Consider the following 13,944-nt stretch of genomic DNA (forward strand, 5'->3'; position numbering starts at 1 on the left):
CTAACAATTTTGCAGATAGATCCATTTTGAAATTTTGAAAAAGAAAAATATATTGGTAGTAATAGTTGCTGTCATAACAGCAAGTTTTTTACTAGGAAAAAAATCAGGTTTTAATAGCATCATATTGTCGTGTAAAAATACTACGCAAAGATATCGTACCTCTAGGTATTAAGAGTTTACCAAAAGGGGATTTTTGGATGTATGTTAAAGATTTTAAGGCTGCCGAATTTCCTAATAAAAATTATCCTATCTTACAAACATATGCTGATGTTTTTATGACTGGATGTCTACAAACTCAAGCAGAATTTAACCTAACTGAGTTTGGTAAACTTTGCTTTGATACAACATACAACTGGGATCTAGCAAACTGGTTGTATGACCGATCAAATCCTCGCTATAGTAAGTATTACAAGATACTGAAAAATATCGTCCTCAAATTGATAAAATCATTCGTATCTTAACTTTTGATGATGATCTTCCATAATTGTAACAAACTAAATTTCTTATAGATTTTAAAATAAAAATAACAACTAGAAAAATATGTATAGCACCAATGCTTGACTGGACTGATAGGCATTATCGCTACATGATGCGTCTAATTACCAAGCACACAATGTTATACACTGAAATGGTTACTTTAAATGCAATCTTACATGGTAATAAAGAATTTTTGCTTAAATATAATCCCAAAGAAAACCCAGTGACACTACAGCTAGGTGGTTGTGTACCAAAAGACTTTATCAGCTGTGGCAAGCTTGCTGAAGAGCTTGGTTATGATGAAATTAATATAAATGTTGGTTGCCCAAGCGAAAGAGTTAAAAAAGGCAATTTTGGCTTATCATTAATGGCAGAACCAGAGCTTGTAGCAGACTGTGTCAAAGCAATGAAAGATAACTTAGATATCCCAATTTCTGTTAAGTGTCGTATTGGCTATGACCATAATGATAGTTATGAGGAACTATATAATTTCGTTGATAAGCAAGTTCAAGCCGGTGTAGATTATGTTTGTATTCATGCTAGTAAAGGTTGGCTTAGTGGCCTATCACCAAAAGAAAATCGTACTATTCCAGAACTTAAATATGATGTTGTTTACAATATCAAAAAAGATTTTCCAAATCTTGAGCTGGGTATTAATGGTGGGATTACAACACTTGAAGAAACTAAATAACACCTTAAACATGTAGATAGTGTTATGATAGGTAGAGAGATATATTACAATCCTATGTTATTTAAAGACTTTGATAATATTTTCTATAATCAGCCTAGTAACAATATCTCGGCGCTAGAGATTGCTTATAAAATGGCTGAATATATAAAAGTTCAAATGGATAATGATCCATACATAAAACTTAACAATATAACTAAGCATACCTTAAACTTATTCAATGGTTTAACTAATGCTAAAATATATCGTCGTTATCTAAGTGAAAATGCCACAAAAAAAGAAGCAAATGTTGATACTTTCTTAAAAGCTTTAGAAGTTTTTAAGAATAAAATATAGTCTAAATTACTTAATATTTATTAAGCTGTGTTTGAATATTAGCAGCAGACCATTTTGCTGCTTGTTGATAATCATCTGTAGCAGCATTAGTCTGCTTATCTGAAATCACATAAATTTTATCGACATTATTGTCTAAATCATTGGCATTGTTTGTTACTAAATTAGTTGGTAAGATCACAAATGAATGAGGTCCATAGAAACCTATTAGCTTACCAAGTTTTCTGCTATCAAGCTCTTCAGTAGCAGCTTTTTGCTTAAGTTTAGCATCATTTACTTTGATACCTAGCTGCTTAACTACATTACCAACATCCTGATCTGTGAGTCTACTATTAGTCTCGCACTGTGTAAAAATTGCTTTATTGTATGCTAAAAATAACTCAGAGCCTCCTTGTAAATATGCCTCATTAGCAACTAACGAAGCATAATTAGCTACTTTAGCATCTCTTTTTGGTGAAGGATAAGCCTTAAAGATAAACTTGACACTATGATTTTCTTTAATAAGTTCATTAATTTCTTTAGAAATTTCAGCACACTTACCACACCCATAATCAAAAAATACTACAACAGCTTTATTAGCATCTCGTGGTCCTACTGTAGGGGTTACCGGATCATTCAACAAATCATTAACAACATCTGGGATAGCTATAATCTTAGCATAATCTTTATAGTTCTCATCAGCGTTAGTAATTACAGCTGCTTGAGTATTCTGATGATTAATGCAACTTGATAATACTAATGCTAAAATACCTAAAGCAGCAATTAATATCTTTTTCATAAAGTAATTCCTTAACATTAATTTTTTATATCATAACAAAATCAAGATTATTTTTGCTATGAATAAAGGTGATTTTTTGTAACTAGGATTATTAGCTTTTCTAGGAATATTATCCAAATATTTTTTATAATTATTGTTTTTGAAGCTCTAAAACATTATTAATACTAAATATAAAAAAATTAACTAAAAAAGTGAATAGACTATTAAGATGATTTTGAATTTATTTTAGATAGGCAACTTATAATCGAGAACTAAATTAGAATCGTATAGACAAACAACTTAGTTAAGCTTAATTCCAAATTGATAAGCAATATTCTGAACATCTTTTTTATTGATATTCTTTAAATCGTTGGCATTTAAATCTTTGATAGATTTGCCATTTATCTTAGTGTTGTTGATGACTTGCTGTGCTTTTTTACTAGGCCTGTTTGCTTTGCTATTTGTCCTGCAGCATCTTTGACTGTATCAACACTGAGCAAGTTCTGCAACGATGATACATCCACAGCAAAACTAATATTATTTAAATCTCCTGAGATAGCCCCTTTTAATGTTAGCTTAGAAATATTTTGTTTAAACTGATTAAAACTAACACTAACAATTTTTAAAGTCGAGCTGAAGTGGAATATTAAACACTATGTTTATTATACCACTAAACTGCCAAGTTCCCTGACCTGATACAGTTAAGCTCTTAGCATCTAAACCAACACCTTCAACAGTTAAATCTTTAATAGCATTACCAGCAATATTTTGTAAGTTAAACTTAACTGTATTATCAACATTTGTTTTATTGGTAATAACTACATTGACATCAACATTATTATTATTTGTTGATTTAACAACTATAGTAGTTGGTAACCCTAATAATTGAGGGTTTGTCGATATATTAGTTACATTAGCATCATATACGGTTCCTGCATTTTCATAGTCTTTTATATCCATATTTTGAATCACAAAATTTGGATACTTTTAACGTAGAGTCTCATTTTTAATATTTGCATAACCATATACTTTAGCTTCAGCTTTTGGAGTAATACCTTGAACAGCTTATCCTCCAGTATTATCATTTTTAGAGCTAAAATTAGATAAAAACTCAGTCACCTGTTTGATACCATTAGCTATATATTTAGCTTGTTTAGTATTTTCTTTGAGTTTTTAAAGGTCAACTTGTTCTAATTTTTCGCCAACCTTACCAATAGTCTCAATAGCCTGTTGTTTTATAACCTCTGAACTAATCTTAGATTGTTGTGGAGCCAAGAATTTTGTATTAATGTACAACTCACCTTTAGTAGTTCTTTGTTTATCTAAAGCCACTCCAGTTATAACAACATCTTTTATGGTGATTTGTCGTGTAAGTAGGTTTGAGATATCTATACTTGCACTTACAGATTGTGCGTAGAATCTATCTTTACTAAGATCATTCGGATCTGCCGCTCCTAAGCCTATTATCTCTAGTTTAGCATTAGTTAAATCCAGATTTAAAGATTGATAATCAACAGTTGCACCATTAGCTTTGGTTAACTGCTGTTTGATGATATTTGATACTATCAATGTTTCTAAAAGCTTTGGTGAGTATATTAAAGCTGTGACAATCAAAGCTACTAGTACAACCCCAGTTAATCTAAATGGCTGCCTAAACTTACGATTTTGCATCTCAACCCAGTCAACTTTAGAAATATTCTTGCCTAAGAAAATCCATCTAGCAATTTTAACAAAAAAGTTTTTTGTGATTTTATTATAAAGCTCGGTACCAGACTGAACTGCTGCCATTTTTGCTACTATTTTTTTATAAATCTTTGCAATAATAATCCCAAAGATTAATCCCAAAACTATGGCAACAACAAATGCGCCTGTTACAAGGTAATAATCAAAACCTGTATATGCGACTACAGTAGTATTTACTAGATTTTTAAATAATGGTTGCGTGAAACCATCAAGTAAAAATGTCCCTACAGCAAAGCTAAGTCCTTGTAAGATATAAGAGAGAGCTTTCGCAATAAGTGTAATAAAGACAAATACTCCGATATTTATTCTTAGGATTATGACTAAAAATAGTACTCCTATGAAAAGTAACGGTGAATAGGCAATCCCCGGAATAAATCCATATACAAATGCTAAAACAGCAGTAAGAAGCAATTGAGCTGGGGTAATTTTCGAGAAAATAGTAGATTTGATTTTGTTAAATTATATAGTCAAACATTTTTGGCTGCCTTTTTATTTATAAATTTACACAAATTAACATTATCACATTTTAATTATTATTATAGGTAAATCAAACGTTAAAATAAGCATTTTTATTAGAAATAATAGCATAAATGAGTTATTATTTTACTTGTTATCTAACAAAAATTTTCGTCAAACGATCAAATAAGGAAGAAAATCAATGAACTTACATGAATATCAAGCTAAAGAACTTTTAGAAAGCTATGGTCTAAAAGTTCAAAAAGGTATCATAGCTCATAACTCTAATGAAGCTGCTCAAGCATTTGACCAACTAGGTGGCAGATTTGCTGTGGTTAAAGCTCAGGTACATGCCGGTGGTCGGGGTAAAGCTGGTGGTGTAAAAGTTGTTAAATCATCTCAAGAAGCTCGTGAAGTAGCAGAAAGCTTAATCGGTAAAAATCTTGTGACATTCCAAACTAATGCTGAAGGTCAACCAGTTAATTCTGTAGGTGTTTTTGAAGACGTTTATCCTGTTACACGTGAATTATATCTAGGCGCTGTAGTTGACAGATCTAGCCGTAAAGTAACTTTTATGGCATCAACTGAAGGTGGTGTAGATATTGAAGAAGTTGCACACAACTTTCCTGAAAAAATCCTTAAAGTAAAAGTTGATCCATTAGTCGGTTTACAACCTTTCCAAGCTCGCGAGGTAGCTTTCAAACTTGGCTTAGAAGGTAAGCAAATCAATGATTTTGTTAAAACAATGCTAGGTGCTTATAAAGCATTTATCGAGTGTGATTTTGCCCTATTTGAAATCAACCCTCTTGCTATAAAAGAAAATGGTGAGATTGTTTGTGTTGATAGTAAAATCAACCTTGACTCAAATGCTCTTTATAGACATCCAAAACTGTTAGCATTAAGAGATAAGTCTCAAGAAAATGCTAAAGAGCTAAAAGCTTCTGAGCATGAGCTAAACTATGTAGCGCTGGAAGGTAACATTGGCTGTATGGTAAACGGTGCTGGTCTAGCAATGGCTACTATGGATATTATCCAACTATATGGTGGTAAGCCGGCAAACTTCCTAGATGTAGGTGGTGGCGCTACTAAAGAAAGAGTAATCGAAGCTTTCAAACTAATCCTAGATGCTGAGAATGTAAAAGCTGTTTTAATTAATATTTTCGGTGGTATTGTTCGTTGTGATATGATCGCAGAAGCAATTATCGAAGCTGTTAAGGAAGTAAATGTAACTTTACCAGTAGTTGTTCGTCTAGAAGGTAACAATGCAGAAAAAGGTGTTAAAATATTAGCTGATTCAGGTCTAAAACTAATACCTGCTGATAGTTTAGCTGATGCTGCTGAAAAAGTTGTGAAATCGCTAGGTTAATAAATTAAAACAGTTAAAAGGATATTAGACAGTGAGCGTATTAGTTGATAAAAATACAAAAGTTTTAGTACAAGGTTTTACTGGTAAAAATGGTACTTTCCACTCACAACAGGCTATGGCTTATGGTACAAATATCATAGGTGGTGTAACTCCTGGTAAAGGTGGTACAACTCATTTAGGTAAACCAGTTTTCAATACAATGGAAGAAGCTGTAAAAGCTACTGGTGCTGATGCATCAGTAATTTATGTACCAGCTCCATTTGTAAAGGACTCTGCAATCGAAGCTATTGATTCTGGTGTTAAGTTAGTAGTAATCATCACAGAAGGCATTCCTACTCTAGATATGCTAGTAGTTAAAGAGTACTTTAAAGATAAAGATGTAAGAGTAATTGGTCCTAACTGTCCTGGCATAATCACTCCAGGTGAGTGTAAGATTGGTATCATGCCTGGTCATATTCATATGAAAGGCAAAGTTGGTATCATCTCCCGTTCAGGTACTCTAACTTATGAAGCAGTTGCGCAAACTACTAAATTAGGTTTTGGTCAATCTACTTGTATTGGTATAGGCGGTGACCCTATACCAGGCATGAACCAAATCGAAGCTCTTAAACTTCTAGAGAATGATCCACAAACAGAAGCAATTATATTAATTGGTGAGATTGGTGGTACAGCTGAAGAAGAAGCTGCTGAGTACATCAAGCATAATGTTACTAAACCGGTAATTGGTTATATTGCTGGTGTTACAGCTCCTCCAGGAAAGCGTATGGGTCATGCTGGTGCTATAATCTCTGGCGATAAAGGTACAGCTGAAGAGAAATTCGCTGCATTTGAAGCTGCTGGAATCGCTTACACTAGATCACCTGCTGAGATCGGCAAAAAGCTTAAAGAAGTTACTGGCTGGTAATCTTTTCTTCTTAAAATTTTCTCTCATTATATTTTCAATTTATATCATATATTTTATTACAACTTTGATTTAAAGCGATAGTAGTATTCTATATATAAAATATTTAATTATGTTTAGAAAAATAAGTGTATTATTTACAATAATTGTAGTGCTAGTGACAACAAATTTTACTTACTGTCTACCACAAACTAAAACTCAAATACTCAAACTCCTAAAAATTTAGACTATTAATATAATAATCAGATAAAAGATTGTAATAAGATATATAGTGCGATTACGACTTCTATTTACGCTTCTAGTATTGGTATTACAGCAGTGATAATGGTTCCTGTGGGTACTTTAGGTGGAATGGTAGGTGGTTGCAATAATGTCACCAATGATGTTTGATCATGGTGGCTTAAACAAAAATCCTATAATTCAGCCAATGCAAATAACAGGTACTATTCTTTTAGGTGCTAGTGTCGCTGTGTTGAATTACCAATTCAAACAGCTTCTAGCTTGACAAAGTCAGCTCAAGATAGCTGTTATATGCTCTAAGGGAAAATCAATTAAATATGGCAAATATAAATCAACAGACTATTCTGATAACAGATGCAAATAGAGGAATCAGTCTTGGTTTTACAAAGTATTACCTAGAACAAAACTATATCGTTATAGCTACTTGTAGGGCTCCCGCTGAAGCTACTGAGCTGTAACGACTTACTAAAGTCTATTAATAATCTATTTATTAAAAACTTGATGTTACAGATGTCGTAGATCAGAATAGGCTAATGCAAAAATATAATCATATCACGCTTGATATACTCATAAATAATGCTGGTATCTATCCAGAACACCACAGAAGAATTAGGATATCTGATACAAATCCAAATTGGTAAATAATGCTTTTCAAACCAATTGCCTAAGTCAGTTTTATCTTATACATAATTTTAAGAATAATTTACTAAGATCAAATAAACCAATAGTTATAAATATTGCTATCCAAGCTGGATCCATAAGTCAAACACAAGCTGGTTTTGGCTATGCCTATCGTATCTCTAAAGCAGCTCTTAATATGTTAACTAAAACATTTGCTGCTGAATATTCTGAAATAATAACTATAAGTCTAAGACCCAGCTGGGTTAAAACTGTTATAAGTGGAAATAATGCCTCTTGGAAGTTAAACAAAGTATACACGATATGAATAAGCTTATTAGTTCCCTAAAGATTGAAGATTCTGGAAAGTTCTTAGATGCACAGGGTAACCAACAACCATGGTAAATTGATAACATAAACTTTAATAATAAAAATTAAACTGTTATTCTTAGTCAAGAATATAAATTTTGCTAATGACTATAATTTTAAAATGACTGCTATACTACTATCAAAAAATTAAGCATTATTTATTTAATAGTAGGGTTAATTGCTTGAGTTTTATATCTTTTTATCTACCCTATTTTAGATGTGTTAATTTCTAATCTTGGAAAAATATTACCCATGATAAGATACATCGGCTTTACCTCAGTAAGTTAGTAACTGATTTCTTGATAACACTTTATATTAGTCTATCAATTTTTAGTAAGTAGCACTAGCTTAGAAAAATTTCTAAAAAAATTGTTCTAAAAGACACAATAACGATAGTTTTATATCAACTGCTATTGTAACAACTCGTAGAGTTAGTTTAGCGATATTTCTAACAGCAATGCTTGTAGGTAGTATTATGGCGATTACATTCTTTTTGCTAGGTATACCAAGTCCTATATTATTTGCATTTATAGCAGCTATTGCTTCAATGGTGCCATTTATGGTTGGCGTAGTTTATATTAAATTGACGTAAGTGTATTTATCAATATATGATGCAACCTAGAATTATTAACAAACAAGTTAAGCTTAGCTTTGTTGCTTCACTAATAGATATCATAGGAGGTATTCATTCGTATGGTTTTATTGGAAATATTTCTTGGTTCAGTAATAATTTAATGTAGCTTTTGTAGGTATTGAAAAATTAATGAATAATAAAGAATAATATTTTCAAAGAACCTGGGAAAAAGTATTAAAACTATTAATAGACCCTAAATTTTCATCCCCTTTAGCATTACTAGCCATAAAAATATGTGCTATTGGCCTGAATATCTATTTTATCATCCAAACTACCAACTGGAACTATTACTAAATTAAACTCAGTCTGCTCAAAAGGCAGTATTGAACCACATTTACTGCAAAAACTTTATGTATGATGTGATGCCGGTAATTTATATTTTCTTATTAACTCTTGGTCAGATTTCCAACTTAATTTTGCATTTGATGAAAACAAGTTGGCCACATGAACTAAGCCTATACCTTTACGACAATACTTACAATGACACAAAAAGAAATTTTCAAAATTACCATTAATTTCAAATTGAATAGAGTTACAAAGGCATGAACCTCTAAATGACATATTTCCCCGATTAAATTATAAGTTTATTTTAGAGCAAACGATTATATCGTACTTATGTTAAATATTAATAACTATAATATTTTCTTACGTAATAAATGTTAATTTAGTTATAACTTCTTAATGATTTACAATTAGCATTTAGTTAAAATGAATTTTAATACAACCAAAGATCGTAATTATATAAAAATAGGCTATTTAGATGAACTAACTATTCATGCTATTGATAATCAAGACAATTATTGCAAGCTTTAAGGGTAGCGAACCAGTTTACTATTGGGTTTGGAAAGATAATATGATTGAGCCTATTAAGAAATAAGCTAGATTGATATTGTAATCCGACTTAAAAGTCAATATTCCCATTTGGCATAGTAAGTGTTCCACTACTTGGAGCAATATGTGGTTGCACATCTGAATCTTCGATAATAATTTTATAAGTATAAGTGTCGAGAACTGCTTGTTTCAATTCTATATCTGATCGATACTCTTTTATTTCATTTACTAATTCTTCTTGAATATTTTTTGGAATTCTTGTTCTTGCCCCAAAAATAACTTCTTTAATAGATTCTTTAAGTATCTCCCAAACTCCAGGTCCCAATTGATGAGTCCCTTTTACAGCATAGCTTACTAGCGTATATTATCCTTATAACTCCATTCATCAAACTTTTTAAAAAACATATCAACATCTCTTTCACATGGCCTTTGATTTGTATAAATCACATTTTTAAGAGAATGTATTACAGGGTGGCTATGATCATTTTTTTACATTTTCCAATAAGTATATTGGTATCAAAACCTATACAAATACCTTTATGTTGGCTTGCATAATGACTCCATTTTATCATTGTAAGGGGTAAAACATGTAACTCCAACAACTATAGACAACTTTTTTGTAACATATAGTTGCTTTTATCCACAACAGCATAGGCATTGACCCAACAGGAAGCTCACCACCTCATAGATTTGGATAACAGTCAAATGGATCATTAAAATCAACTGGGTTAGTGAATTTTATAGATCCTTTTGTAAGCAAGTCTATGAACTATTTTTTATCTTGTTTACTATTATTATGTATATTACCTCTATATTGATAAAGAATCATAACACTACCCAATCACTCTATACCCAAACCAATCAAGCTTTAGATCATATTTTCCATCATTCGGATTTAGATGAATACATTTACCATTTATAAAACTAAGCTCTAAACAGTCATCAACCTCCATAAGATATCTTTATACTGATATAATGAATTTTTTAGTAGACTGTTTTCAGCTTACTTTTATCGTAACTACCAAGATTAACAAAATATAGTTTTTTATCATAATCTTGAAGTTTGTCTTGGATAGATATTTGATAACCATCAGAGCCTTTGATAGCTTTATAACTATCTAAATGTAGACCCTTAATAGTACCAAACCCGTTTTTTCTAAGGTGCTCATAAGTATTTTCAATAGTTCACCAACTACAAACTGTATATCGTGTAACTCAATATTTGCTTTTGGAGCACTACCACCCAAATATACGATAAATAACTGACTCATAAAAACCCTACAAAATTAATTTTCTCACAAATAATTATAGCTAAATTTCTTGAAATTCTGAAACTAGTTCAAAATGACTTGATTGTTTTTTATTTTCCATTTATTTAAAACTACGATAGCGTAATTCTAGGCAGTTTTGCATACAGGTTCCTGAGCAGTGTCCGAAGGACTGCCATGAAAAAAGTATGTCGCTATAACTTACCCAGTAAGTAGCGAAACATTATTATTTATAGATTTTCTTAAAAGCAACTGGCTATAATATAAAGATAACTCTGTAAAACTTCTTAAATAATGATAACTCTAGAAATCTGTGCAGATAACTACCAATCAATCCTAAATGCACAACAAGCTAATACTAATAGATTGAAACTTTGTTCAGCATTAGGTGTCGAGGGACTTACACCCTCACCTAGCCTAGTAAAGTTTGCTAAAGCTAATTTTAAAGCTCACTACAAGCTATGATTCTCTATCGTGGTAATGATTTTTATTACGATCAAGTAGATTAACAGATTATGCTTGATGATCTAAAAACTATGCTTTAGCTTGATGTTGATGGTGTTGTTATTGGTGCATTAATAAAAGATAATAAAGTAGATAAAGAGTTTTTAAAACCATTTATTCAACTTACAAAACAAACTGGTAAAGAGCTAACTTTTCATAGAGTTATTGATCTAACTACGGATATATAAAAATCTACACAAGAGATAATTACTCTTGGTTTCGATAGAATCCTGCATTAGGAACTGCTATGAATGTAATCAAAGGTTTAGAAACTATAAAGTCGCTACAACAACAATTTAGTAGCCAAATACAGGTAATGCCAGGTGGTAGCATCAACTCACAGAATGTAAGAGAAATATTAGATAGTACAAAAGTAACAAATATTCATTGTTCTGCTTCTAAGAAAATTTTACGAGATAGTTGCTCTACAGCATTTGCAGCTACTGCTTTAGAAATTAAAATTAGTCAAACTGATGAAATAGTTACAATAAAACACAAATTGATAAATTGATAAGTAAATCTATTCTAAACTAACGATTTAATAAAAAAATTAGTCATATCAACAAGTTTTGAATCCCTTATTTATTTGAATTTAAAGATATATAATTTTGTTTATAAAATAACTTATTATTTATCTTATGATAAAAAACATATTCTTTGACTTAAATGGAACGCTTGTAAATACAATAGGCGATATAACAGTCGCAACAAATGCTATGCGTAAGCATTTTGGATTTAAACCAGTATCCAAAAATGTTTTGGCTAATATTATTGGCAAAGGCTACCCTACTACTGTTAGAAAAGTATTGGCATTAGATTTTACTGATAAAAAATATATTGAATCTATCACAGATGAGGGTGTCAAAATATTAAGTGATAATTATAAAATACTAAATAGTGCTAATAGTAAAGTATATCCAAATGTGTTTGAAACATTAGACTTCTTGAAAAAGCAAAATATCAAAATGGCTATTGTCACAAATAAGCATGAGGAAGATGTTATACAATCTCTATCACATTTAAATCTATTGATTATTTTGATATTATTATTAGTGGTGATACAACTCCTAGTTATAAACCCAACTCAGAACCATTACTTTTTGCTATGAATAAGTTAAATGCTAAGCCGGATGAGAGTTTAATGGTTGGTGACTCAATGAATGATTTCTTATGTGCACAAGGTGCTAATATAAAAGTAGTAATAGTTAGTTATGGCTATCATAATGGTATTGACCTTAAGTCTTTAGATAGCTTTGCTCATATTGATGATTTTGCTGAGATAAAAGATCTTATAAGCTAAATCTCATTAATCCTGAACTTGTTTCATGATCTCATATTAAACCTTTAGATGAATAGACCGACATGAGATACAATGAATAAGAAAGGATTTATTTACATACTTACAAACAAAGAAGACTCTGTTCTTTACATAGGTGTTTCGTCAGATCTTAAGCAAAGAGTATATCAACATAAGGATATGTTAGTTGAGGGCTTTACTAAAAAATATCGAACCCATAAGTTAGTGTATTATGAAATGGCAGAAAATATTGAATCTGCTATATTAAGGGGAAAAACAACTCAAACGCTAACATAAAAATTGGAAATTTAACTTAATTAGGCAAGCCAACCCTAAGTTAGAAGACTTATTTTATGATTTATAGTGAGGAACCTGGAACAAGTTCAGGAGGACTAAGTATTATAAATTTTACTTAGCTAAGCACTATGCTATAATTTTGCTCATATTTTATTTAAGCAATTTTCTCAAAATGGCGAATCATCATAAACTAATAATTTTAGGATCTGGTCCTGCTGGCTATACCGCAGCAATATATGCAGCTCGTGCAAACTTAAAACCAGTGATAATCACAGGTATGCAACCAGGAGGTCAACTTACGACTACTACAGATGTAGACAACTGGCCTGGTGAGCCTAATGGTATTATGGGTCCTAAACTAATGGATAAATTACAAAAACAAGCAGAAAGGTTTGATACCCAAATAATCTATGACACCATCAATGCTGTAGATCTACAAAATAAACCTTTTAAACTAATTGGTGAAGTAGATCAATATACATGTAATGCTCTAATCATAGCAACTGGTGCTACAGCTAAATATCTAAGGTTAGAATCAGAAGAAAAATTTATGGGTAAGGGTGTATCTGCATGTGCCACTTGTGATGGATTTTTCTATAAAAATAAAGATGTCGCAGTAGTTGGTGGTGGTAATACAGCTGTTGAAGAAGCACTATTTTTATCAAACATCACTAAGTCTGTGACATTAATCCATCGTAGAGACTCTCTAAGATCTGAAAAAATTCTTATTGATAAGCTAATGGGAAAAGCAGAGAATGGTAATGTAAATATCATCTGGGATACAACATTAGAAGAAGTACTTGGTGATGATATGGGGGTTAATGCTCTGCGTATCAAAAATATCAAAACTAACGAAGAATCTCAAATTGATGTCGCTGGTGTTTTTATTGCTATTGGTCATACACCAAATACTAGTATTTTTGCTGGTCAGCTTGAGATGGAAAATGGCTATATCAAAGTCAAATCAGGGCTAGCTGGTGATGCTACACAAACGAATATCAAAGGAGTATTTGCTGCTGGCGATGTCGTGGATCATATTTATAAACAAGCTGTAACTTCAGCTGGTACTGGCTGTATGGCTGTGTTAGATGCAGAAAAATACTTAGGCAATCTAGATCAGTAAAATATACTTCTTCATTTCTTAAATTAATATTGGCGTAACATA

At 31.4% G+C, this 13,944-nt stretch carries 11 protein-coding genes and 8 pseudogenes; 13 read left to right on the forward strand and 6 right to left on the reverse strand.

The window, feature by feature from the left end; all coding sequences use genetic code 11:
- Positions 1-116 precede the first annotated feature (116 nt).
- Positions 117-484, forward strand: a pseudogene (locus C9379_RS06755) (gamma-glutamylcyclotransferase ChaC); the annotation flags it as partial.
- Between the two features lie 33 nt (positions 485-517).
- Positions 518-1,501, forward strand: a pseudogene (gene dusA, locus C9379_RS06760) (tRNA dihydrouridine(20/20a) synthase DusA).
- A gap of 10 nt (positions 1,502-1,511) precedes the next feature.
- On the opposite strand, the gene C9379_RS06765 reads toward dusA, so the two are convergent.
- The gene (locus C9379_RS06765; protein ID WP_143384551.1) at positions 1,512-2,276 is read right to left on the reverse strand and encodes a thioredoxin domain-containing protein; all 765 of its coding nucleotides are present in this window, start codon (positions 2,274-2,276) and stop codon (positions 1,512-1,514) included.
- Positions 2,277-2,555: 279 nt separating this feature from the next.
- Positions 2,556-4,473, reverse strand: a pseudogene (locus C9379_RS06770) (TIGR03546 family protein).
- 183 nt (positions 4,474-4,656) lie between these two features.
- On the opposite strand from C9379_RS06770, the gene sucC reads away from it, so the two are divergent.
- From sucC to C9379_RS08900, 6 genes and pseudogenes are all read left to right on the forward strand, one after another.
- The gene (gene sucC / locus C9379_RS06775) at positions 4,657-5,820 is read left to right on the forward strand and encodes an ADP-forming succinate--CoA ligase subunit beta (protein ID WP_143384550.1); all 1,164 of its coding nucleotides are present in this window, start codon (positions 4,657-4,659) and stop codon (positions 5,818-5,820) included.
- A 31-nt stretch (positions 5,821-5,851) separates the two neighbouring features.
- Positions 5,852-6,724 carry a succinate--CoA ligase subunit alpha gene (gene sucD, locus C9379_RS06780; protein WP_143384549.1) on the forward strand — a complete coding sequence of 291 codons (873 nt, stop codon included), beginning with the start codon at positions 5,852-5,854 and terminating at the stop codon, positions 6,722-6,724.
- A gap of 355 nt (positions 6,725-7,079) precedes the next feature.
- Positions 7,080-7,226 (forward strand): hypothetical protein, encoded by a 147-nt coding sequence (locus tag C9379_RS06785; RefSeq protein WP_318263222.1) that lies wholly within the window; start codon positions 7,080-7,082, stop codon positions 7,224-7,226.
- A 52-nt stretch (positions 7,227-7,278) separates the two neighbouring features.
- The gene (locus C9379_RS06790) at positions 7,279-7,419 is read left to right on the forward strand and encodes a hypothetical protein (protein ID WP_318263221.1); all 141 of its coding nucleotides are present in this window, start codon (positions 7,279-7,281) and stop codon (positions 7,417-7,419) included.
- A 176-nt stretch (positions 7,420-7,595) separates the two neighbouring features.
- The gene (locus tag C9379_RS06795; protein ID WP_318263220.1) at positions 7,596-7,907 is read left to right on the forward strand and encodes an SDR family NAD(P)-dependent oxidoreductase; all 312 of its coding nucleotides are present in this window, start codon (positions 7,596-7,598) and stop codon (positions 7,905-7,907) included.
- Positions 7,908-8,164: 257 nt separating this feature from the next.
- A pseudogene (locus C9379_RS08900) lies at positions 8,165-8,729 on the forward strand (AI-2E family transporter); the annotation flags it as partial.
- 201 nt (positions 8,730-8,930) lie between these two features.
- Here C9379_RS08900 and C9379_RS06805 read toward each other — a convergent pair.
- Positions 8,931-9,143 carry a GFA family protein gene (locus C9379_RS06805; protein ID WP_318263218.1) on the reverse strand — a complete coding sequence of 71 codons (213 nt, stop codon included), beginning with the start codon at positions 9,141-9,143 and terminating at the stop codon, positions 8,931-8,933.
- A 183-nt stretch (positions 9,144-9,326) separates the two neighbouring features.
- Between C9379_RS06805 and C9379_RS06810 the strand changes: the two are divergent.
- Positions 9,327-9,459: pseudogene (locus tag C9379_RS06810) on the forward strand (asparaginase); the annotation flags it as partial.
- Between the two features lie 24 nt (positions 9,460-9,483).
- Here the strand turns inward: C9379_RS06810 and C9379_RS06815 are convergent.
- From C9379_RS06815 to C9379_RS06820, 3 genes and pseudogenes are all read right to left on the reverse strand, one after another.
- A complete protein-coding gene (locus C9379_RS06815; RefSeq protein ID WP_318263217.1) occupies positions 9,484-9,738 on the reverse strand; it encodes a hypothetical protein in 255 nt (84 codons plus the stop codon).
- Positions 9,739-9,877: 139 nt separating this feature from the next.
- A complete protein-coding gene (locus tag C9379_RS08905) occupies positions 9,878-9,985 on the reverse strand; it encodes a DUF2971 domain-containing protein (protein WP_318263215.1) in 108 nt (35 codons plus the stop codon).
- 261 nt (positions 9,986-10,246) lie between these two features.
- Positions 10,247-10,684: pseudogene (locus C9379_RS06820) on the reverse strand (DUF1543 domain-containing protein).
- A gap of 291 nt (positions 10,685-10,975) precedes the next feature.
- On the opposite strand from C9379_RS06820, the pseudogene C9379_RS06825 reads away from it, so the two are divergent.
- From C9379_RS06825 to trxB, 4 genes and pseudogenes are all read left to right on the forward strand, one after another.
- A pseudogene (locus C9379_RS06825) lies at positions 10,976-11,696 on the forward strand (copper homeostasis protein CutC).
- 127 nt (positions 11,697-11,823) lie between these two features.
- Positions 11,824-12,485: pseudogene (locus C9379_RS06830) on the forward strand (HAD-IA family hydrolase).
- A 72-nt stretch (positions 12,486-12,557) separates the two neighbouring features.
- Positions 12,558-12,779: a GIY-YIG nuclease family protein gene (locus C9379_RS06835; protein WP_318263214.1), complete on the forward strand. Its 222-nt coding sequence runs from the start codon at positions 12,558-12,560 to the stop codon at positions 12,777-12,779.
- 172 nt (positions 12,780-12,951) lie between these two features.
- Positions 12,952-13,902 carry a thioredoxin-disulfide reductase gene (gene trxB / locus C9379_RS06840; protein WP_143384548.1) on the forward strand — a complete coding sequence of 317 codons (951 nt, stop codon included), beginning with the start codon at positions 12,952-12,954 and terminating at the stop codon, positions 13,900-13,902.
- Positions 13,903-13,944: the final 42 nt, after the last annotated feature.

The sequence above is a fragment of the Francisella-like endosymbiont genome, from assembly GCF_003069505.1.
Classification (GTDB): Bacteria; Pseudomonadota; Gammaproteobacteria; order Francisellales; family Francisellaceae; genus Francisella.

What these genes read in the sequence shown, in the direction of transcription:
- C9379_RS06790 (WP_318263221.1), top strand. Translation starts at nt 7,279, where the DNA reads ATGGCAAATATAAATCAACAGACTATTCTGATAACAGATGCAAATAGA.
- sucC (WP_143384550.1), top strand. Translation starts at nt 4,657, where the DNA reads ATGAACTTACATGAATATCAAGCTAAAGAACTTTTAGAAAGCTATGGT.
- C9379_RS06805 (WP_318263218.1), bottom strand. Translation starts at nt 9,143, where the DNA reads ATGTCATTTAGAGGTTCATGCCTTTGTAACTCTATTCAATTTGAAATT.
- C9379_RS06835 (WP_318263214.1), top strand. Translation starts at nt 12,558, where the DNA reads ATGAATAAGAAAGGATTTATTTACATACTTACAAACAAAGAAGACTCT.
- C9379_RS08905 (WP_318263215.1), bottom strand. Translation starts at nt 9,985, where the DNA reads ATGATAAAATGGAGTCATTATGCAAGCCAACATAAAGGTATTTGTATA.
- C9379_RS06765 (WP_143384551.1), bottom strand. Translation starts at nt 2,276, where the DNA reads ATGAAAAAGATATTAATTGCTGCTTTAGGTATTTTAGCATTAGTATTA.
- trxB (WP_143384548.1), top strand. Translation starts at nt 12,952, where the DNA reads ATGGCGAATCATCATAAACTAATAATTTTAGGATCTGGTCCTGCTGGC.